Genomic DNA, 19087 nt, shown 5'->3' with positions numbered 1-19087 from the left:
CGCCGGGCAAAACAAGGGTGTGTTCTGCCAAACACCCACCTGCATACTTCAAATGGTTAGCGCTGCGACGCTCAGAGTGCGGCAATCACCGACATCTCCACCCGCACCTGCGCGTCATACAACTTGGCCTCAACGGTGGCGCGGGCCGGCGTGGCGCCCGGCACCACCCAGGCATCCCACTCGGCATTCATGCCGGCGTAGTCGGCCATGTCCTTGAGGTAAATGGTCACCGACAGGATCTTCGACTTGTCGGTGCCAGCCTCGGCCAGAAAGCGATCAATGCTGGCCAGGGTCTCGCGGGTCTGCTGCCGAATATCGCCGCGGTAGTCATCCGCCAGTTGGCCGGCCAGGTAGACCGTGCCGTTGTGGATGACGATTTCGCTGTAGCGCGACTCAGTGTGCAGGCGCTGGATGGACATGCTTGTGACTCTCCTTGGTCGGACGGTAGCGGGAAATATCCAGGCCTTCCGGGCTGATCTGCGGACGCTTCTTCGCCATCAGGTCGGCGAGCAGGCGACCGGAGCCGCAGGCCATGGTCCAGCCAAGGGTACCGTGTCCGGTATTGAGGAACAGGTTGCGATAGGCGGTGGCGCCCACGATCGGCGTGCCATCCGGGGTGGCCGGGCGCAGGCCGGTCCAGAATTCGGCCTGCTTGAGGTCACCACCCTGCGGGTACAGGTCGCCGGTGATCATCTCCAGCGTTTCACGCCGCCGCGGGTTGAGCGACAGATCGAAACCGGCGATCTCGGCCATACCGCCAACGCGAATACGGTTGTCGAAGCGGGTGATGGCGACCTTGTAGGTCTCGTCGAGAATGGTCGAGGTCGGCGCCATCGCCGCGTTGGTAATCGGCACGGTCAGCGAGTAACCCTTGAGCGGGTAGACCGGCGCCTTGATGCCCAGCGGCTTGAGCAGTTGCGGGCTGTAGCTGCCCAGCGCCAGCACGTAGTGGTCGGCGGTTTCCAGCTTGCCGTCGATCCACACGCCATTGATGCGATCACCCACGGCATCGATGCGCTGGATGTCCTGGCCGAAGCGGAACTCCACACCCAGCTGTTTGGCCATCTCGGCCAGCTTGGTGGTGAACATCTGGCAGTCGCCGGTCTGGTCGTTGGGCAGGCGCAAGGCGCCAGCCAGCTTGTCGGTGACACCAGCCAGGGCCGGCTCTACGCGGGCGATACCAGCACGGTCCAGCACCTCGAACGGCACCCCGGACTGTTCCAGCACGGCAATATCCTTGGCCGCGCCGTCCAGCTGGGCCTGGGTGCGGAACAGCTGGGTGGTGCCCAGCTGACGACCTTCGTAGCTGATGCCGGTTTCGGCGCGCAGCTCGTCCAGGCAGTCGCGGCTGTATTCGGACAGGCGCACCATGCGCTCCTTGTTCACCGCATAGCGGGCGGCGGTGCAGTTGCGCAGCATCTGCAGCATCCAGAAATACTGGTCGGCGTCGCCGGTGAGCTTGATGGCCAGCGGCGCATGACGCTGCAGCAGCCACTTCATGGCTTTCAGCGGGATGCCCGGCGCCGCCCAGGGCGAGGCGTAGCCTGGCGAGACCTGGCCGGCGTTGGCAAAGCTGGTTTCCAGGGCGGGACCGTTCTGCCGGTCGACCACCACTACCTCGAAACCGGCCCGCGCCAGGTAATAGGCACTGGCCGTACCAATCACACCGCTGCCAAGGACCAGAACACGCATTGCCGCCTCCCACATCTGGCCTGGCCAGACGTTTGTTATTTTGATCAGAGTTGCGGCAGAGTATAGGCAGGCAAATGCAGTGTTTTTCACTGTTTGCAAAGCTATATTTGGCGATAAATCACGGCACAAGCCGCTCCAGCAAAGGCGTATCCCCCATGAGAACCCAGCATCAGAGCCGGCGCGAGCTGGATAAAATCGATCGGAATATCTTACGTATCCTGCAAGAAGAAGGACGCATATCGTTCACCGAACTGGGCGACCGCGTCGGCCTTTCCACCACGCCCTGCACCGAGCGCGTGCGCCGGCTGGAGCGCGAAGGCTTTATCCAGGGCTATCACGCCCGGCTCAACCCGCAGTTCCTCAAGGCCGGCCTGCTGGTGTTCGTCGAGATCAGCCTGGCGGCCAAGTCCGGCGACATCTTCGACGAGTTCCGCCGCGCCGTACTCAAGCTGCCGCACGTGCTGGAGTGCCACCTGGTGTCCGGCGACTTCGATTACCTGGTCAAGGCGCGCATCTCGGAGATGGCCAGCTACCGCAAGCTGCTCGGCGACATCCTCCTGCGCCTGCCCCATGTGCGCGAATCGAAGAGCTACATCGTGATGGAAGAGGTCAAGGAAACCCTCAGCCTGCCCATCGCCGACTGAATCAGACCAGGCGCTGGCGGGTACTGGCGATCAGCTGGTGCACCTGGCGCTCGACCCGTTCATCGATCGGCACCTCCGGGCCCTGGCCGCGCGGGCAGGGCAGCCGCGGCGTGGTGCCGAACAGACGGCAGATCAGCGGCCGCTGGTCATACACCTGGCACCCCTGCGGCCCCAGGTGCACGCAGCTCAGTTCGGCCAGCGCGGCGTCATGCTCGGCGGCACTCTTGACCGGCAGGCGCAGCAGCTCCTCGGACGACGCGGTGACCGGCCCGCAGCAGTCATGGCAGCCGGGCACACAGGCAAAGCGCGGGATCTGCCGACGCAGGTCATCGATCTTGTCGTCGTTACAACTCATCAGGGTTAAAACTCATCTGGCACGACTCAGGGAGGTCAGGGTAAGGCCTGACGCCGGCAAAGTCCGATCTGGGCGATAAAAGAGCAACTGTCTGGCGATTTTTTCGCCATTACCCCCCTTGGCGGACAGCAGCGGCCGCGCTTATTCTGCCGTTGCTTTTTTCACACACAACAATCAGGAAATCACACATGAACGCCCGCGTTCACCCCCCGGTGCACAGCGCCAACCACGCCCCGTCCTACTACGCCGCCAGCGCCAACCGCCAGCTGCAATACCCGCCTCTGGGAGGTGAGGTAAAGGTCGATGTGTGCGTGGTCGGCGGCGGGTTCTCGGGTCTGAACACCGCTATCGAGCTGGCTGAACGTGGTCTTTCCGTTGCACTGCTGGAAGCCCACCAGATTGGCTGGGGCGCCAGCGGACGTAACGGCGGCCAGCTGATCCGCGGCGTTGGCCATGGCGTGGAGCAGTTCGAGCCGATCATCGGCCAGGACGGCGTACGCGAACTCAAGCTGATGGGCCTGGAAGCGGTGGAACTGGTGCGCCGCCGGGTCGCCAAGTACAACATCGACTGCGACCTGACCTGGGGCTACTGCGATCTGGCCAACAAGCCCGCGCACTTTGCCGGCTTCCAGGAAGACATGGCCGAACTGCAAAGCCTGGGCTACCAGCATGAACTGCGCCTGGTGCAGCCGGACCGCATGCACGAAGTGGTCGGCTCCAGCCGCTACTGCGGCGGCATGATCGACATGGGCTCGGGCCACCTGCACCCGCTAAACCTGGCCCTCGGCGAAGCCGCCGCCGCACAGGCACTGGGTGTCCAGCTGTTCGAGCACTCGGCGGTCACACGCATCGACTACGGCCCGCAGGTCAAGGTCCACACCGCTGGCGGTCATGTACTGGCCAGCACTCTGGTGCTGGGCTGCAACGCCTACCTGAACAACCTCAACCCTAGCCTGGGTGGCAAAGTGCTCCCGGCCGGCAGCTATGTGATCGCCACCGAACCGCTGGGCGAGGAGCGCGCCCGTGCGCTGATCCCGCAGAACATGGCGCTGTGCGACCAGCGCGTGGCCCTGGACTACTACCGCCTGTCCGCTGACAACCGCCTGCTGTTCGGCGGCGCCTGCCACTACTCCGGGCGTGACCCGGCGGACATTGCCGCCTACATGCGGCCGAAGATGCTCGAAGTGTTCCCCGAACTGGCAGATGTGCGCATCGACTACCAGTGGGGGGGCATGATCGGCATCGGCGCCAACCGCCTGCCGCAGATCGGCAAGCTCAAGGACCAGCCCAACGTGTTCTACGCCCAGGCCTACTCCGGCCACGGCGTGAATGCCACCCACCTGGCCGGCAAGCTGCTCGGCGAAGCCATCGCCCTGCGCGAGAGCCGCGGCTTCGAACTGTTCGCCCAGGTGCCGCACATGACTTTCCCGGGCGGCCGTTACTTCCGTTCGCCGCTGCTGGCCCTGGGCATGGGCTGGTATCGCCTGAAGGAAGCGGTCGGCCTGGTCTGACCCGAAACCGTCCGCACTGGCGGATGGGTTACTGTCCTGGCACTGCCGTCTCCGACGGCAGTTGCTCCTCTTCACCGAAGGCCGCACGACGCCAGGCCAGCGCGACAAAACCGGCAGCTCCCAGCGCCATCAGGATGGGCAGCGCATGGCCGGTCAGCCACTGGCTGGCGGCACCGGTCGACAGCGGCCCGAGCAGGCAGCCGATTCCCCAGAGCAACGCGATCTGCGCATTGGCGCGCACCAGCGCATCGTCCCGGTAACGCTGGCCGACCAGGATCAGCGACAGGGTGTACAGGCCTCCGGCCGAAGCCCCGAACAGCACCAGCAATGGCCAGATGAAAGGCGTGTGCAACAACAGGGGAATCACCACGCTACTCAGCAGCAGGACCACCCCGCACAGACGAAACAAGGTGTGCCGCGGCATGCGGTCGGCAAGCAGGCCGATTGGCAGCTGCAACACGGCATCGCCAACCACCACCACGCTGGCCATGCGCAGCGCCATGCCCTGATCGAAACCTTCGCGCAGCAGGTAGACCGGCAGCAGCGTCAGCACCATCGCCTCGAAGGCGGCAAACAGCACCACCGCCCAGGCAATCGCCGGCGCCCGCCGACAGAACGCCAGCAACCCGCGTCCCGCCGCGCTCTGCGCATCCACCTGCGGCATACCGGAATGGCCCAGCAACAGCAGGCTGCCCATGATCAGCAGCCCTGCGGAGAACCAGAAGGCCCGGTCATCCGCCGTCCCCAACCAGGCCAGCAGCAAAGGGCCGGACAGCTGACTGAGGGCAAAGCCGGTGCCATACAGCGCCACCAGACGGCCACGCAAGTGATCGGCGACCAGCTGGTTGATCCAGCTCTCTCCGAGCACGAAAACCACCGTCAGGGAAATACCGATCAGCAGACGCAGCAGCAGCCACAGCGGGTAATAGGGCAGCAGCGCGAGCAGGGCCACCGACAGGGCGCTAGCCAGCAGGCACAGGCGCAATGCCGCGGAAACGCCCAGCCAGGCCGCCAGCCGGCCGGTCAGGCGAGCACCGAGCAGCACACCGACGGCCGGCATGGCCGCCATCACCCCGATGGCGAAGGTGTCATAGCCCCAGCCTTCCAGACGCAGCGACACCAGCGGCAGGGTCAGCCCCAGCGAAAGCCCCACCGCGATCACCGCACCACAGACGGCGAAATAGGTTCCCCAACGCATAGCCATTCCCTCCCTTTTCTGGCCGTGCCGAAATGCAAAACGGCCGGGTTTCCTAGGAAACCCGGCCGCAGGTATGGCTCACCAGGAGCCGGCCCTTCTCAAGAAGGGCGGACCTTTATAGCGCCGCTATTCGGCCTTACCTCGACCGAGTACCGCACTGGAAAAGATCTTCTGGGCTAAGGCCAGACAAGGCGCCCCGGAGCTTTTAAGCGCAGCGTACTGCGGTACGTGAGCATTAAAGCGAGGACGCAACGCAGCATGGCCGACGACCCGGAGGTCGCCCCGACAGGTTATAGCTTGATCCAGGTGGCCTTGAGCTCGGTGTACTTGTCGAAGGCATGCAGCGACTTGTCGCGGCCGTTACCGGACTGCTTGAAACCACCGAACGGCGCGGTCATGTCGCCGCCGTCGTACTGGTTCACCCACATGCTGCCCACACGCAGAGCCTTGGCCGCCAGGTGCGCCTTGGACAGGTTGCTGGTCCAGATCGCCGCCGCAAGGCCGTAGATGCTGTCGTTGGCGATCGCGATAGCTTCTTCAGTGGTGTCGAACGGAATCACGGTCAGCACCGGGCCGAAGATTTCTTCCTTGGCGATGCGCATGTCGTTATGCGCGTCGTCGAAGATGGTCGGCTCGACATACACGCCGCCGGTTTCTTCCAGAACGCGCTTGCCGCCGCAGAGCAGCTTGGCCTTATCGGCATGGCCGGCTTCGATATAGGACAGCACGGTGTTGAGGTGGCCGCCATCGACCAGGGCGCCAACCTTGGTGGCCGGTTCCAGAGCGTAACCGGCTTTCCAGCCCTTCATGGCTTCCAGCACCATCGGCATGAACTGGTCCTTGATCGAACGCTCGACCAGCAGACGCGAACCGGCGGTGCACATCTCGCCCTGGTTGAAGCAGATGGCCGCTGCCGCGGCTTCGGCGGCGTCCTGCAGGTTCGGCGCATCGGCGAAGACGATGTTGGCGCTCTTGCCACCGGCTTCCAGCCAGACGCGTTTCATGTTGGATTCGCCGGCATAGATCATCAGCTGCTTGGCGATCTTGGTCGAACCGGTAAACACCAGGGTGTCGACATCCATGTGCAGGGCCAGGGCCTTGCCCACGGTGTGACCAAAGCCCGGCAGGATGTTCAGCACGCCGGCCGGGATGCCGGCTTCCAGCGCAAGCTGGGCCATGCGGATGGCGGTCAGCGGCGACTTCTCGGAGGGTTTGACGATCACCGAGTTACCGGTCGCCAGCGCCGGGCCGAGCTTCCAGCAGGTCATGATCATCGGGAAGTTCCACGGCACGATGGCGGCAACCACACCGACCGGCTCGCGGGTGACCAGGCCCAGCTCGTTGTGCGGGGTAGCGGCCACTTCGTCGTAGATCTTGTCGATCGCCTCACCGCTCCAGCGGATGGCCCGCGAAGCGCCCGGCACGTCGACGCCCAGGGCATCGCTGATCGGCTTGCCCATGTCGAGGGTTTCCAGCAGGGCGAGCTCCTCGGCATGCGCATCCATCAGGTCGGCAAAGCGAATCATGATTTTCTTGCGTTCGACCGGGGTCATGCGCGACCACACACCGGATTCGAAGGTGGCGCGGGCATCACGCACGGCGAGCTCGGCATCGGCCGCATCACAGCTGGCCACCGTTGTCAGGAAACGCCCATCGACCGGGCTGATGCAGTCGAAGGTCTCGCCGCTGACGGCATCGCAATGCTCGCCATGGATCAGGGCCCGGCCTTCGATCTTCAGGGCCTTGGCGCGGGCTTCCCAGTCAGCGCGGGTCAGGGTGCTCATGGAGGTTTCCTCTTATTTTGCTGTGGTGGCCGCGCGTGGCGTGCCTGTCAAATATTCTGCAAGCCCATGTCGGGCCAATGCTGGCTGCCACCCTAAACCAGAGGCAGGAGGCATTTCAATATTTTTTACAGAATAAGGATTGAGCGGTTGTCACGTTCGTTTTATTAAACATAGACTGCCCAACGCCCTGTCGTTCGCACGCCCCCGCAGGCAAGAACGCCGGGCACCCGCACAGAACAATCCATAGTTGCGCGCACCGCGCCGCACCCAACCGACGGGAAGCCCCATGAGCATCGACAGCATCATCGATTTCGCCAACAGCAGCGCCACCCCGGAGCACTACCGCCCGGCCCCGGAGAAAGTCCTCAAGGGCGACCCGGCGCAAAGCGTGACCAACCACTACAGCAGCCCCTGCAGCCAGTTCCATGCCGGTGTCTGGGAAGGCGAGCCCGGCCAATGGACCATCCGCTACACCGAGCACGAGTACTGCGAGATCCTCCAGGGCGTGTCGGTGATCCGTGACGAGCAGGGCAACGCCAAGACCGTGCGCGCCGGCGACCGCTTCGTCATCCCGGCCGGCCTGGTCGGCACCTGGGAAGTGCTGGAAACCTGCCGCAAGGTCTACGTGATGTTCGAGCAGAAGTAAGCCGTCATCACGCAAAAAGGCCCGCTCAGCAGCGGGCCTTTTTCATGGGCAAGAAAAAACCCGCCGAAGCGGGTTCTTTCACAAGGGCCGGATCAATTACTTGATCTTGGCTTCCTTGTAGATCACGTGCTTGCGGACGACCGGATCGTATTTCTTGATCTCGATCTTGTCCGGGGTGGTGCGCTTGTTCTTGTCGGTGGTGTAGAAATGGCCGGTACCGGCACTGGACACCAGACGGATCAGGTCACGCATGATGGACTCCTTAGAACTTTTCGCCGCGAGCACGCAGCTCGGACAGCACTACATCAATACCACGCTTGTCGATGACACGCATGCCCTTGGCAGAAACGCGCAGACGCACGAAACGCTTCTCGGATTCAACCCAGAAACGATGGTACTGCAGGTTCGGCAGAAAACGACGACGGGTTTTGTTGTTCGCGTGGGAGATGTTGTTCCCCACAGCCGGACCCTTACCGGTCACTTGACAGACTCTCGACATACCTCAGCCCTCTAAACCACATGCCCAACCCGGCATGGGTTGGCCGCTTGAACTTTCTCGAAGTTTGGCGCAGCGCGCCGATCTTGTCGGGGTCTTACCGGGCATCTCTGCCACTGCAGGAACCGGGCCCCCAGAAAAGAGCGCTGCTTTATACCAGAACACCCCAGGCGTCGCAAGGACGACAGCCACTTACCCACAGCCCCGTAACGCCCGAGCGCCTGTACAGCGAGGCACAGCCCATCCAACCACTCGTCGGGTCACAGCCAGCCGTGCTCTGCCAGCGACAACGGCTCGCCATCGCCGACGATGAAATGATCGAGCACACGTACCTCGACCAAGGCCAGCGCCGACTTCAACTGCTGGGTCAGCAGCCGGTCCGCCTGACTGGGTTCGGCCACCCCGGAAGGATGGTTGTGGGTGAGGATCAGCGCAGCGGCGTTATGGGCCAAGGCGCGCTTGACCACCTGACGCGGATACACCGAGGCACCATCGATACTGCCGTGAAACAGGCTCTCATAGGCCAGCACCCGGTGCTTGCTGTCGAGGAACAGGCAGCCGAACACCTCATGCGGCTCGTGACGCAGGCGCGCTTTGAGGTAATCGCGCACCGCCTGCGGGCTTTCCAGCGCCGACTCGCGCCGCAGCGTCTCAGCCAGATGGCGGCGCCCCATCTCCAGCACCGCCTGCAGTTGCGCATACTTGGCCGGCCCCAGCCCGAGGCGCGCCGAGAACCCGGGAAGATCGGCCTCCAGCAGGGGCCGCAGCCCACCAAAATCACTCAGCAACTGCCGAGCCAGATCGACCGCCGACAGGCCGGCCACCCCGGTACGCAGAAAGATCGCCAGCAACTCGGCATCCGACAGCGCCAAAGCGCCCTGTTCCAGCAGTTTTTCCCGCGGCCTCTCGGCCGCTGGCCAATCACGAATACTCATGCACCTCTCCCTGGTGAGTCGGGCTGCAAGCCCCGCCGCCGCTGTTCCCGGGCGGCCTCTGTGATATCGTAGCCAAACTTTTGCGCGGCACTTGGCCTGGGGAGGCGAGCGGTGCCCGGCGCAAGCTCCGTTATTCAAATAAGGCAGGCCTATGCAGCGGCTGTTTGGTAAACGCATTGTGCTCGGCGTCGGCGGCGGCATTGCAGCCTATAAGAGTGCCGAACTGGTTCGGCGCTTGCGCGATCAGGGTGCCGAAGTCCATGTGGTGATGACCCGCGGCGGTCGTGAGTTCATCACGCCGCTGACCCTGCAGGCCCTCTCCGGCAACCCCGTGCACCTCGATCTGCTCGACCCCGCCGCCGAAGCGGCCATGGGCCATATCGAACTGGCCAAGTGGGCCGATCTGGTGCTGATTGCGCCAGCGACTGCCGACCTGATGGCGCGCCTGGCACAGGGCGTGGCCGATGACCTGCTCACCGCTCTGGTACTGGCCACAGACGCTCCCGTAGCACTGGCTCCGGCCATGAACCAGGCCATGTGGCGCGACCCAGCCACCCAGGCCAACGCCGAGCTGCTCGCCAGCCGCGGCTTCCGCCTGTTCGGTCCTGCCGCCGGCAGCCAGGCCTGCGGCGACGTCGGTTTAGGGCGCATGCTCGAAGCCGAAGAGCTGGCCCAGCGCGCCGCCGACTGCTTCGAGTTCAGGAGCCTGACCGGCCTGCGCGTGCTGATCACCGCCGGCCCGACCCAGGAAAACATCGACCCAGTGCGCTACATCACCAACCACAGCTCGGGGAAGATGGGCTTCGCCCTGGCCGAGGCCGCGGCAGAAGCCGGCGCCCAGGTGACGCTGGTCAGCGGGCCGGTGCACCTGCGCACTCCGGAGCGCGTGCAGCGCATCAACGTCACCAGCGCCCGCGACATGCTTGCCGCCTGTGAGGCCGCAATGCCCTGCGACGTGCTGATCGCCGCCGCCGCCGTGGCCGACTACCGCCCCGAAGTAGTGGCCGAACACAAGATGAAGAAAGACCCGACCAGTGGCGATGGCCTGCTGCTGCAGCTGGTGCGTAACCCGGACATCCTCGCCACGCTCGCCAGCCGCGTTGATCGCCCGTTCAGCGTCGGTTTCGCCGCCGAAACGCAGAACCTGCTGGACTACGCCGCACGCAAGCTCAAAGACAAGAACCTCGACCTGATCGTCGCCAATGACGTGGCCAACCCGAGCATCGGTTTCAACAGCGAGGAAAATGCCATCACCATCATTGACCGCGAGCTGCAACCCACCAGTTTCGCCCAGAGCAGCAAGGGCAAGATTGCCCGCCAGCTGATTGCCTTTATTGCCGACCGAGTGAAGCGCGCCTGACCATGCACAGCCTGCAAGCCAAGATTCTCGACGCCCGCCTGGGTACTGAATTCCCCCTGCCGACCTACGCCACACCGGGCTCCGCCGGCCTTGATCTGCGTGCCATGCTGCAGCAGGCAATCACCCTGGAGCCGGGCCAGACCATCCTGATCCCAACCGGCCTGGCCATCCATGTCGCCGACCCAGGGCTGGCCGCGCTGATCCTGCCGCGCTCGGGCCTCGGTCACAAGCACGGCATCGTCCTCGGCAATCTGGTCGGACTGATCGACTCGGACTACCAGGGTGAGCTGATGGTGTCCTGCTGGAACCGTGGACAGACCCCTTTCACCATCGAGATCGGCGAGCGCATCGCCCAACTGGTACTGGTTCCGGTGGTGCAGGCGCACTTCGAACTGGTCGACGAGTTCCACGCCAGCGAACGCGGCGCGGGCGGTTTCGGCCATACCGGCAGTCACTGAGCGGCACCCCTTCAGCCAGGAGAGGCTTGATGAAACTGTTGAAGCGCAAGACCAGCGAGACCGCCGAGCAGTTACCGGAAATTACCGCCAGCCAGCCCATCAGCAAGGGCTCGGCCAGCCAACTCGTGCCCTCCCTCGGCCTGGCCATTGCCGGCCTGCTGCTGGGCGGCGCCCTGCTGTGGTTCAGCCAGCAGAGTGCCGATCAGAAGAACACCGCCCAGCTGGCCGAGCTGATTGGCCAGAATCAGGCTGCAGCCCTGCGTCAGGCCCTGGCCGAGATTCAGGCCGACACCCGGCGGGCCGCCGAAAATCCGGCACTGCTGGCCGCGGTGCAGAGTCAGGATCCGCAGCGCATCCGCGAAGCCGAAGCCAGCCTCGGCTACTGGGCCGGCGTGGTCGATGCCCACCTCAATCTGCCCGGCCAGGCCCAGCAGAACAGCCAGCGTGCCGCACCGATGAACTTCGCCGCCCTCGACCTGATACGGCGCATGGAAAGCGGCCAGAACCCACCGCCGGAAGCCTACAAGGTAGAAGGCCGCTGGCTGCTCTACAGCCCGGCACTGCTGCGCCTGTCCGCCAAGGACCTGGGCAGTGGCAGCCTGCTGCTGGCCTTCGACCTGCAGCGCCTGCTGGCCGCCCTGCCGCCGCTACCGGCCGGTAACGGCCAACTGCAGCTCAGCCAACGCTTCGGCAGTACCCCGGCGCAAGTCCTGTTCAACAAGGGCAGCAGCGACGGGCAGGAGAGCCGCAGCTTCGAGGTTGGCAACCCCAACTGGAGCCTGACCCTGACCGGCGGCCCCACGCCGGCCGGCAGCCCGGATCCCCTGCTGCTGGCCCTGGCCGGCGTGCTGACCCTGCTCGGCAGCCTGATCGGCTTGTACCTGCTGCAAACCCGCCTGCAGAGCCGCCTGCATGCCGATGTTTCGCAACTCGGGCAGATGATCCAGGAGATCGCCGCGGGCAAGGCCGTGAAGTCCTTCACCCTCAGTCTGGCGCCACTGGATGCCCTGGCCCAGGCCCTGACCCGCCTGCCCAAGCGCAAAAGCGACAACGTGGCCAGTAATGCCACGCCCAAGGCTGCGCCCGCCGCACCCAGCATGCAGGTGGACGAAGGCCATGAACCCTTGTTCCAGGATGCCGACATCCTGGACATCGATGTACTCGACGAAGACCAGGACCCCTTCGGTCTCAACACTCAGGAGCAACACCCCGCGATGAGCCGCACGCAACAGGCCCCACAACTGCCCGCCAGCATCTTCCGCGCCTACGACATCCGTGGCGTGGTGGGCGACACCCTGACCACCGACTATGCCTACTGGATCGGTCGCGCCATCGGCTCGGAGAGCCTGGCCCGCGGCGAGTCCGGCGTGGTGGTGGGCCGCGATGGTCGCCTGTCCGGCCCGGAGCTGGCCGGCGCACTGATCCAGGGCCTGCTCGACTGCGGCTGCCAGGTCACCGACGTAGGCATGGTGCCGACCCCGGTGCTGTACTACGCCACCAACGTGCTGGAAGCCAGCTCCGGAGTCATGGTCACCGGCAGCCACAACCCGCCGGACTATAACGGCTTCAAGATCGTCGTCGCCGGCGACACCCTGTCCAACGAGCGCATCACCGCCCTGCTCACCCGCCTGCAGCAGAACGACCTGGCCAGCGGCGTTGGCAGTGTCGAACAGGTAGAAATCCTCGACCGCTACTTCCAGCGCATCCGTGACGACATCGCCCTCGCCAAGCCGATGCGCGTGGTGGTCGACTGCGGCAACGGCGTAGCCGGCGTAATCGCCCCGAAACTGGTGGAAGCCCTGGGCTGCAGCGTGATTCCGCTGTTCTGCGACGTGGATGGCACCTTCCCCAACCACCACCCCGATCCGGGCAAGCCGGAAAACCTGGTCGACCTGATCGCCAAGGTCAAGGCGGAGAAGGCAGACCTGGGCCTGGCCTTCGACGGCGACGGCGACCGCGTCGGCGTGGTGACCAACGCCGGGCACATGATCTACCCGGACCGCCTGATGATGCTGTTCGCCAAGGACGTGGTGTCGCGCAACCCGGGCGCCGACATCATCTTCGACGTCAAGTGCACCCGCCGCCTGCCGGCGCTGATCAGCGGCTACGGCGGTCGCCCGGTGATGTGGAAGACCGGCCACTCGCTGATCAAGGCCAAAATGAAGGAAACCGGCGCCCTGCTGGCCGGTGAGATGAGCGGCCATATCTTCTTCAAGGAACGCTGGTACGGTTTCGACGACGGCATCTACAGCGCCGTGCGCCTGCTGGAAATCCTCAGCCTGGAAGAGCGCGATGCCGAACATGTGTTCGCCGCCTTCCCGACCAGCCTGTCGACCCCGGAGATCAACATCCAGGTCACCGACGAGCGCAAGTTCCAGCTAATCGACAGCCTGCAGCGCGACGCCCAGTGGGGCGAGGCCAACCTCACCACCCTGGATGGCGTGCGGGTCGACTACGCCAAGGGCTGGGGCCTGATCCGCGCCTCCAACACCACCCCGGTACTGGTGCTGCGCTTCGAAGCGGACACCGAGGACGAACTGGCGCGTATCCAAGACGTCTTCCGCGGCCAGCTGAATGCCATCGCCCCTGACCTGAAACTGCCCTTTTGAGAGATGGCGCTCCCCCGGGAGCGCCCCCGTTACTGGAGTTCCGCATGACCCTCAGCCGTGACGCTGCCGTCCAAGTCGCCCAGGTACTGTCCGAAGCACTGCCCTACATCCGCCGCTTCGTCGGCAAGACCCTGGTGATCAAATACGGCGGCAACGCCATGGAAAGCGATGAGCTGAAGGAAGGCTTCGCCCGCGACATCGTGCTGATGAAGGCGGTGGGCATCAACCCGGTGGTGGTGCACGGCGGCGGCCCGCAGATCGGCGATCTGCTCAAGCGCCTGTCCATCGAAAGTCACTTCATCGACGGCATGCGCGTGACCGACACCGCCACCATGGATGTGGTGGAGATGGTCCTCGGCGGCCAGGTCAACAAGAGCATCGTCAATCTGATCAACCAGCATGGCGGTAGTGCCATCGGCCTGACCGGCAAGGACGCCGGGCTGATCCGCGCCAAGAAGCTCACCGTGACCCGCCAGACCCCGGAGATGACCCAGCCGGAGATCATCGATATCGGTCATGTCGGCGAAGTGACCGCCGTCAACACCGACCTGCTCAACATGCTGGTGCAAGGCGACTTCATCCCGGTGATTGCGCCGATCGGCGTCGGTGAAGGCGGCGAGTCCTACAACATCAACGCCGACCTGGTGGCCGGCAAGGTGGCCGAGGCCCTGAAGGCCGAGAAGCTGATGCTGCTGACCAACATCGCCGGCCTGATGGATAAGCAAGGCAATGTGCTCACCGGCCTGACCACCGAACAGGTCGACGGCCTGATCGCCGACGGCACCATCTACGGCGGCATGCTGCCGAAAATCCGCTGTGCCCTGGAAGCCGTACAGGCCGGCGTGACCAGCTCGCACATCATCGACGGTCGCGTGCCGAATGCCGTGCTGCTGGAAATCTTCACCGACAGCGGTGTCGGCACCCTGATCAGCAACAGCAAGCCCCGCTGATTCCGACCTGAACAAAAAAGCCCGCAATCGCGGGCTTTTTTGTGGGCAGGGCTATTCTGCGCCAGGTCATTACTGCTGGCGTTCGAGCAGGTACTTCATGCGCTGCTTGTCAGCCTGGAAGGACGCATCGATCTGCTTGCGCATCTCGGCATAGCGCTGGATTTCCTTGTCCAGGTTGGCCTGTTCGGCCCGCAGGTTGTCGATCTGCACCAGCAGGTGCTCCGGCACCTGGCGACCCGCCCGTTCGATATCGGCAGCCTGGGCCTGAAAGGCCGCCTGCTGGGTACGCAACGACTGCTGGTTGGCCTTGGCCACGCTGGTCTGCCCGTCGATTTCCTCGAGCTTGCGCGCACGCGCGCGCTCGACGTCGTCCGGCGTGCTGTACAGGCGCAGCAATTGGGCATCGGAGTCCGCCTTCTCCTTTTCTTCCGCCAGCCGCTGACGCTCGGCTTCACTGGGCGCCGGCGGCACCACCTTGACCACCCGCCCCTGCTCGTTGAGCACCTCATAACCCTTGCTGATGAACTGCGGCGGCACGCCGAGTCGATCGAGCACGGTTACACCCCTGTCGTTGACATAGCGATACAGCTCGGCAGCGCCGGCCAGAGAAGGCACAGCACTCAACAACAGCAACAACGGCAGAGCGGAGAGTCGGGTCATGTAAAACCTGTCCTTGGGTCAGATACCGTACTGCGCGCGGTAGGCCTCCACCGCCGGCAGGTGTTGTTTCAGTTCAGCATCACCGGCCAGATATTCCAGCACCTGCTCAAGCGACACAATACTGATCACCGGCATGGCGAAGTCGCGTTCAACCTCCTGGATCGCCGACAGCTCGCCCTGGCCGCGCTCCTGGCGGTTCAAGGCGATCAGTACCCCGGCCGCCTGGGCACCCTGGGCCTGGATGATCTGCATGACCTCACGAATCGCAGTGCCGGCGGTGATCACGTCATCGACGATCAGCACGCGGCCGGTCAGCGGCGCACCGACCAAGGTGCCGCCCTCGCCATGGTCCTTGGCCTCCTTACGATTGAAGCACCAGGGCAAGTCGCGCTGATGCTGCTCGGCCAGGGCTACGGCGGTGGTCGCCGCCAGTGGGATGCCCTTGTAGGCCGGGCCGAACAGCACGTCGAAATCGACGCCGCTGTCGACGATGGCCGAAGCATAGAACCTGCCCAGCTGAGCCAGAGCCAGGCCGCTGTTGAACAGACCGGCATTGAAGAAGTACGGACTGGTGCGCCCGGACTTGAGTTTGAATTCACCGAAACGCAGCACGCCGCGTTCGATGGCAAAACGGATGAAATCGCGCTGATAAGCCTGCATGTAAAAAGCCCTGAAAGGCACGGATTTAGCTAATTGGAATGAGCTCGGGTATCATACACGCACGCTTTTTTGGGGGCCATTTATGCGGATCATCAGTGTGAACGTGAATGGTATTCAGGCTGCAGTCGAGCGCGGGTTGTTCGCCTGGCTGCAAGCCCAGAATGCCGACGTGATCTGCCTGCAGGATACCCGCGCCTCCGTTTTCGAGATGGACGACCCCGCCTTCCAGCTGGATGGCTACTTCCTTTACTGCTGTGATGCCGAAGTCCCCAGCCAGGGGGGCGTAGCCCTCTATTCGCGCCAACAACCCAAAGCCGTGATCAGCGGCCTTGGCTTCGAGAGCGCTGATCGTTACGGACGCTACCTGCAGGCCGACTTCGACAAGGTCAGCATCGCCAGCCTGCTGCTGCCCAGCGGGATGAAGGGCGACGAGGACCTGAACCAGAAGTTCAAGTTCATCGACGACTTTACCCACTACCTGAACAAGCAGCGCCGCAAGCGTCGCGAGTACATCTACTGCGGCTCGCTGTACGTTGCCCAGCAGAAGCTGGACGTGAAGAACTGGCGCGACTGCCAGCAGGCACCGGGCTTCCTCGCCCCGGAACGGGCCTGGCTGGATGAAGTGTTCGGCAACCTGGGCTATGTCGACGCGCTGCGCGAAGTCAGCCGCGAAGGCGAGCAGTTCAGCTGGTGGCCGGACAGCGAGCAGGCCGAACTGCTCAACCTCGGCTACCGCTTCGACTACCAGATCCTCACTCCGGGCATGCGCCGCTCGGTACGCAGCGCCCGCCTGGTGCGCCAGCCGCGTTTCTCCCAGCATGCGCCGCTGCTGGTCGATTATGACTGGACCCTGAGCATCTAAGCCGCGATGCGCAGCCCCTTGCGCCGCACGCCGCGCCGCGCCCGTCCGCCCATGCGGGCGACGCAGTTGCCACGCATCCGCAAGCGCATCTATGTCGCCTGGCTCCTGCTGCTGCTCATGCAGCTGCTCGGAACCATCGGCTTCTACATCATGGATAACGCACCCGCCAGCCTGTCGGATGCGTTCTACATGACCCTGATCACCATCACCACCGTCGGCTATGGCGAAGCAGTAGAACTCAAGAGCATCGGCGAGCGACTGTTCGCCGGTCTGATCGCCATTGCCGGCTTCGGCACCCTGACCTTCCTCTTCACCAGCCTGGCGGCCTTCTTCCTCGAAGCCGACCTGGACTACACCCTGCGCAGGCGACGTATGGAAAAGGCAATCAAGAAACTCAAGGGCCACTACATCCTCTGCGGCTTCGGCCGGGTGGGACGCAACGTCGCCCACGAACTGGTGCACACCAAGCGCCAGTTCGTCGCCATCGACATGGACGAGCACCAGTTGCTGGCCCAGCTCGAACACTTCCCCGAGCTGCTTTACCTCAATGGCGATGCCAGCGATGACGACCTGCTGCTGGCCGCCGACATTGCCGACGCCGCCGGCGTGTTCGCCGTGACCGGCGACGACAGCCGTAACCTGATGATCACTATCACCGCCCGCCAGCTGAACCCGGATATCCGCATCGTCGCCCGCTGCCATGAAATTCGTAACGTGGCCAAGGTCAAGAAGGCCGGCGCCGACGTGGTGATTTCACCGGACTTCACCGGTGGCATGCGCATCGCTTCATCGATGATCCGTCCGCACGTGGTCAACTTCCTCGACGAAATGCTGCGCTCGGAACAGAAGATCCGCCTGGAAGAGTTGCGTCTGGAAGAGCAGCACCAGCTGTGCAGCATCGGCGAGCTGCGCGCGCGCTGCCCCGGCTGCGTGATCGTGGCACTGAAGAGTGGCGAGGATTTTCAGTTCAACCCCGGCGACGAGCTCATGCTGAGCCCGGGCCAGGTGTTGATCGTGATGCTGCCGCCACAGGGACGCAGCGAGCTGCAGGCCGCGCTCAGCTGACTACTTGAGCAGACGCCAGCTGAACGGATAGCGGTAAGCCTGGCCTTCGTTGGCCTTGATGCCGGCGATGATGGTCAGCACCAGAGCGCCGATGGACACCAGCGCCAGCAGCGGGAAGCCGATCACCACTACCATCAGCAGGACACACAGAATCGCCGCCAGGCTGACGCTGATCTGAAAGTTCAGCGCTTCCTTGCCCTGCTCGTCGACGAAGGGATCCAGCTCCTTCTTGATCTGCCAGACGATCAACGGCCCCAGCAGGTTGCCGAAGGGGAAAACCAGCCCCAGAAAGGCGGCGAAGTGGCAGAACATTGCCCACTGGCGGACTTCCTGACTGGGAACATTGTTCTGCTCACTCATGGTGCTCTCCTGATCAATCAGCCAGCGCGGCGCGCTGCAGCTCGAACAGCTCATCCAGACCCTGACGTGCCAGCAACAGCATGGCATTGAGCTCTTCCGGCTGGAACGGCGCGCCCTCGGCGGTGCCCTGCACCTCGATGAAGCCACCGGCACTGGTCATCACCACGTTCAGATCGGTCTCGGCGGCCGAGTCTTCCGGGTAGTCCAGGTCCAGCACCGGCACGCCTTCGTAGATGCCCACGGAAACCGCAGCGACCATCTGCTTGAGCGGCTCGCCCTTGAGCGCGCCACGCTTCTTCAGCACCTTCAGCGCATCGACCAGGGCCACCATGGCGCCAGTGATCGAGGCGGTGCGGGTACCGCCGTCGGCCTGGATCACGTCACAGTCGACGTACAGGGTGTTCTCGCCCAGCTTGGTCATGTCCAGCGCGGCGCGCAGCGAGCGGCCGATCAGGCGCTGGATTTCCAGGGTACGACCGCCCTGCTTGCCACGGCTGGCTTCGCGCTGGGTGCGATCCCCGGTGGCACGCGGCAGCATGCCGTATTCGGCGGTCAGCCAGCCCTGGCCCTGGCCCTTGAGGAAACGCGGCACGCCGGCCTCGGCGCTGACGGTGCAGATCACCTTGGTGTCGCCAAACTCCACCAGCACCGAGCCTTCGGCGTGTTTGGTGTAGTTGCGGGTGATACGGATCGGGCGCAGCTGATCGGCGGCGCGGCCACTGGGACGCTTCATGGGGTGTTCCTGTACGGCAGGTTTATGTCCTCGGCATTATAGGGCCATCCGGCCGGGCCGACAGAGCCAGATTGGGCCAGCCGCCGGGCTGCGCTACAATTGCCCGCTT

Annotated in this window: 21 protein-coding genes; 9 read left to right on the top strand and 12 right to left on the bottom strand. The window is 64.1% G+C overall.

Features of this window, described 5'->3' with window-relative positions; genetic code table 11:
• Window positions 1-71 precede the first annotated feature (71 nt).
• Complete coding sequence (locus HNP49_RS04940; RefSeq protein ID WP_184681073.1) at window positions 72-419, bottom strand: RidA family protein; 348 nt, start codon at window positions 417-419, stop codon at window positions 72-74.
• Window positions 394-1692: a D-amino acid dehydrogenase gene (dadA, locus tag HNP49_RS04935; protein WP_184681071.1), complete on the bottom strand. Its 1299-nt coding sequence runs from the start codon at window positions 1690-1692 to the stop codon at window positions 394-396. Before dadA ends, HNP49_RS04940 begins: the two co-directional genes overlap by 26 nt.
• A gap of 155 nt (window positions 1693-1847) precedes the next feature.
• Here dadA and HNP49_RS04930 point away from each other — a divergent pair, with 155 nt between their 5' ends.
• Entirely contained in the window at window positions 1848-2336 is a 489-nt protein-coding gene (locus tag HNP49_RS04930; RefSeq protein WP_184681069.1) for an Lrp/AsnC ligand binding domain-containing protein, read from the top strand.
• 1 nt (window position 2337) lies between these two features.
• Here the strand turns inward: HNP49_RS04930 and HNP49_RS04925 are convergent, their stop codons facing one another.
• Window positions 2338-2691 carry a YkgJ family cysteine cluster protein gene (locus HNP49_RS04925; protein ID WP_184681068.1) on the bottom strand — a complete coding sequence of 118 codons (354 nt, stop codon included), beginning with the start codon at window positions 2689-2691 and terminating at the stop codon, window positions 2338-2340.
• A gap of 188 nt (window positions 2692-2879) precedes the next feature.
• On the opposite strand from HNP49_RS04925, the gene HNP49_RS04920 reads away from it, so the two are divergent.
• Window positions 2880-4202, top strand: a complete 1323-nt coding sequence (locus HNP49_RS04920; RefSeq protein ID WP_184681067.1) for an FAD-binding oxidoreductase — start codon at window positions 2880-2882, stop codon at window positions 4200-4202.
• 28 nt (window positions 4203-4230) lie between these two features.
• Here the strand turns inward: HNP49_RS04920 and HNP49_RS04915 are convergent, their stop codons facing one another.
• Window positions 4231-5400, bottom strand: a complete 1170-nt coding sequence (locus HNP49_RS04915; RefSeq protein WP_184681066.1) for an MFS transporter — start codon at window positions 5398-5400, stop codon at window positions 4231-4233.
• Between the two features lie 290 nt (window positions 5401-5690).
• A complete protein-coding gene (locus HNP49_RS04910) occupies window positions 5691-7184 on the bottom strand; it encodes an aldehyde dehydrogenase (protein ID WP_184681065.1) in 1494 nt (497 codons plus the stop codon).
• Window positions 7185-7470: 286 nt separating this feature from the next.
• On the opposite strand from HNP49_RS04910, the gene HNP49_RS04905 reads away from it, so the two are divergent.
• A complete protein-coding gene (locus HNP49_RS04905) occupies window positions 7471-7830 on the top strand; it encodes a cupin domain-containing protein (RefSeq protein ID WP_184681064.1) in 360 nt (119 codons plus the stop codon).
• 96 nt (window positions 7831-7926) lie between these two features.
• Here HNP49_RS04905 and rpmG read toward each other — a convergent pair whose 3' ends face one another.
• From rpmG to radC, 3 genes are all read right to left on the bottom strand, one after another.
• Complete coding sequence (gene rpmG, locus HNP49_RS04900; protein ID WP_014854577.1) at window positions 7927-8082, bottom strand: 50S ribosomal protein L33; 156 nt, start codon at window positions 8080-8082, stop codon at window positions 7927-7929.
• A 10-nt stretch (window positions 8083-8092) separates the two neighbouring features.
• On the bottom strand, window positions 8093-8329 hold the full coding sequence (rpmB, locus tag HNP49_RS04895) for a 50S ribosomal protein L28 (RefSeq protein WP_184681063.1): 237 nt from the start codon (window positions 8327-8329) through the stop codon (window positions 8093-8095).
• Between the two features lie 257 nt (window positions 8330-8586).
• The gene (radC, locus tag HNP49_RS04890) at window positions 8587-9261 is read right to left on the bottom strand and encodes a RadC family protein (RefSeq protein WP_184681062.1); all 675 of its coding nucleotides are present in this window, start codon (window positions 9259-9261) and stop codon (window positions 8587-8589) included.
• Window positions 9262-9412: 151 nt separating this feature from the next.
• Here radC and coaBC point away from each other — a divergent pair, with 151 nt between their 5' ends.
• The 4 genes from coaBC to argB all read left to right on the top strand — a co-directional run bounded on the left by coaBC (window position 9413) and on the right by argB (window position 14638).
• Window positions 9413-10621 (top strand): bifunctional phosphopantothenoylcysteine decarboxylase/phosphopantothenate--cysteine ligase CoaBC, encoded by a 1209-nt coding sequence (coaBC, locus tag HNP49_RS04885; protein ID WP_184681060.1) that lies wholly within the window; start codon window positions 9413-9415, stop codon window positions 10619-10621.
• Window positions 10622-10623: 2 nt separating this feature from the next.
• Complete coding sequence (gene dut, locus HNP49_RS04880; RefSeq protein ID WP_184681059.1) at window positions 10624-11079, top strand: dUTP diphosphatase; 456 nt, start codon at window positions 10624-10626, stop codon at window positions 11077-11079.
• Window positions 11080-12293: 1214 nt separating this feature from the next.
• Complete coding sequence (gene algC, locus HNP49_RS18535; RefSeq protein WP_221445112.1) at window positions 12294-13688, top strand: phosphomannomutase/phosphoglucomutase; 1395 nt, start codon at window positions 12294-12296, stop codon at window positions 13686-13688.
• Between the two features lie 44 nt (window positions 13689-13732).
• Complete coding sequence (argB, locus tag HNP49_RS04870; RefSeq protein ID WP_184681056.1) at window positions 13733-14638, top strand: acetylglutamate kinase; 906 nt, start codon at window positions 13733-13735, stop codon at window positions 14636-14638.
• A 69-nt stretch (window positions 14639-14707) separates the two neighbouring features.
• On the opposite strand, the gene HNP49_RS04865 is transcribed toward argB, so the two are convergent.
• Together HNP49_RS04865 and pyrE are read right to left on the bottom strand one after the other, a co-directional pair.
• Window positions 14708-15298 (bottom strand): DUF4124 domain-containing protein, encoded by a 591-nt coding sequence (locus HNP49_RS04865; RefSeq protein ID WP_184681055.1) that lies wholly within the window; start codon window positions 15296-15298, stop codon window positions 14708-14710.
• An 18-nt stretch (window positions 15299-15316) separates the two neighbouring features.
• The gene (gene pyrE / locus HNP49_RS04860) at window positions 15317-15958 is read right to left on the bottom strand and encodes an orotate phosphoribosyltransferase (protein ID WP_095941303.1); all 642 of its coding nucleotides are present in this window, start codon (window positions 15956-15958) and stop codon (window positions 15317-15319) included.
• Window positions 15959-16040: 82 nt separating this feature from the next.
• Here pyrE and HNP49_RS04855 point away from each other — a divergent pair, with 82 nt between their 5' ends.
• Window positions 16041-16820 carry an exodeoxyribonuclease III gene (locus HNP49_RS04855; protein ID WP_184681054.1) on the top strand — a complete coding sequence of 260 codons (780 nt, stop codon included), beginning with the start codon at window positions 16041-16043 and terminating at the stop codon, window positions 16818-16820.
• Between the two features lie 6 nt (window positions 16821-16826).
• Window positions 16827-17885, top strand: coding sequence for a TrkA family potassium uptake protein (locus HNP49_RS04850; protein ID WP_184681053.1), 1059 nt, complete (start codon window positions 16827-16829; stop codon window positions 17883-17885).
• Here the strand turns inward: HNP49_RS04850 and HNP49_RS04845 are convergent, their stop codons facing one another.
• Together HNP49_RS04845 and rph are read right to left on the bottom strand one after the other, a co-directional pair.
• The gene (locus HNP49_RS04845) at window positions 17886-18245 is read right to left on the bottom strand and encodes a DUF4870 domain-containing protein (protein ID WP_184681052.1); all 360 of its coding nucleotides are present in this window, start codon (window positions 18243-18245) and stop codon (window positions 17886-17888) included.
• Between the two features lie 13 nt (window positions 18246-18258).
• Window positions 18259-18978, bottom strand: coding sequence for a ribonuclease PH (rph, locus tag HNP49_RS04840; RefSeq protein WP_184681051.1), 720 nt, complete (start codon window positions 18976-18978; stop codon window positions 18259-18261).
• Between the last annotated feature and the right edge of the window lie 109 nt (window positions 18979-19087).

The organism is Pseudomonas fluvialis (genome assembly GCF_014207935.1).
Lineage (GTDB): Bacteria > Pseudomonadota > Gammaproteobacteria > Pseudomonadales > Pseudomonadaceae > Aquipseudomonas > Aquipseudomonas fluvialis_A.
The sequence above is the reverse complement of the archived record's forward strand: the minus strand, read 5'-3'. Positions and strand labels throughout refer to the sequence as shown.

Coding starts and splice junctions, on each gene's coding strand:
- HNP49_RS04845 (WP_184681052.1), bottom strand. CDS start 18,245: ATGAGTGAGCAGAACAATGTTCCCAGTCAGGAAGTCCGCCAGTGGGCA.
- algC (WP_221445112.1), top strand. CDS start 12,294: ATGAGCCGCACGCAACAGGCCCCACAACTGCCCGCCAGCATCTTCCGC.
- HNP49_RS04905 (WP_184681064.1), top strand. CDS start 7,471: ATGAGCATCGACAGCATCATCGATTTCGCCAACAGCAGCGCCACCCCG.
- argB (WP_184681056.1), top strand. CDS start 13,733: ATGACCCTCAGCCGTGACGCTGCCGTCCAAGTCGCCCAGGTACTGTCC.
- HNP49_RS04865 (WP_184681055.1), bottom strand. CDS start 15,298: ATGACCCGACTCTCCGCTCTGCCGTTGTTGCTGTTGTTGAGTGCTGTG.
- rph (WP_184681051.1), bottom strand. CDS start 18,978: ATGAAGCGTCCCAGTGGCCGCGCCGCCGATCAGCTGCGCCCGATCCGT.
- dadA (WP_184681071.1), bottom strand. CDS start 1,692: ATGCGTGTTCTGGTCCTTGGCAGCGGTGTGATTGGTACGGCCAGTGCC.
- radC (WP_184681062.1), bottom strand. CDS start 9,261: ATGAGTATTCGTGATTGGCCAGCGGCCGAGAGGCCGCGGGAAAAACTG.
- dut (WP_184681059.1), top strand. CDS start 10,624: ATGCACAGCCTGCAAGCCAAGATTCTCGACGCCCGCCTGGGTACTGAA.
- HNP49_RS04940 (WP_184681073.1), bottom strand. CDS start 419: ATGTCCATCCAGCGCCTGCACACTGAGTCGCGCTACAGCGAAATCGTC.
- rpmG (WP_014854577.1), bottom strand. CDS start 8,082: ATGCGTGACCTGATCCGTCTGGTGTCCAGTGCCGGTACCGGCCATTTC.
- HNP49_RS04920 (WP_184681067.1), top strand. CDS start 2,880: ATGAACGCCCGCGTTCACCCCCCGGTGCACAGCGCCAACCACGCCCCG.
- HNP49_RS04915 (WP_184681066.1), bottom strand. CDS start 5,400: ATGCGTTGGGGAACCTATTTCGCCGTCTGTGGTGCGGTGATCGCGGTG.
- HNP49_RS04850 (WP_184681053.1), top strand. CDS start 16,827: ATGCGCAGCCCCTTGCGCCGCACGCCGCGCCGCGCCCGTCCGCCCATG.
- HNP49_RS04930 (WP_184681069.1), top strand. CDS start 1,848: ATGAGAACCCAGCATCAGAGCCGGCGCGAGCTGGATAAAATCGATCGG.
- HNP49_RS04925 (WP_184681068.1), bottom strand. CDS start 2,691: ATGAGTTGTAACGACGACAAGATCGATGACCTGCGTCGGCAGATCCCG.
- rpmB (WP_184681063.1), bottom strand. CDS start 8,329: ATGTCGAGAGTCTGTCAAGTGACCGGTAAGGGTCCGGCTGTGGGGAAC.
- HNP49_RS04910 (WP_184681065.1), bottom strand. CDS start 7,184: ATGAGCACCCTGACCCGCGCTGACTGGGAAGCCCGCGCCAAGGCCCTG.
- pyrE (WP_095941303.1), bottom strand. CDS start 15,958: ATGCAGGCTTATCAGCGCGATTTCATCCGTTTTGCCATCGAACGCGGC.
- coaBC (WP_184681060.1), top strand. CDS start 9,413: ATGCAGCGGCTGTTTGGTAAACGCATTGTGCTCGGCGTCGGCGGCGGC.
- HNP49_RS04855 (WP_184681054.1), top strand. CDS start 16,041: ATGCGGATCATCAGTGTGAACGTGAATGGTATTCAGGCTGCAGTCGAG.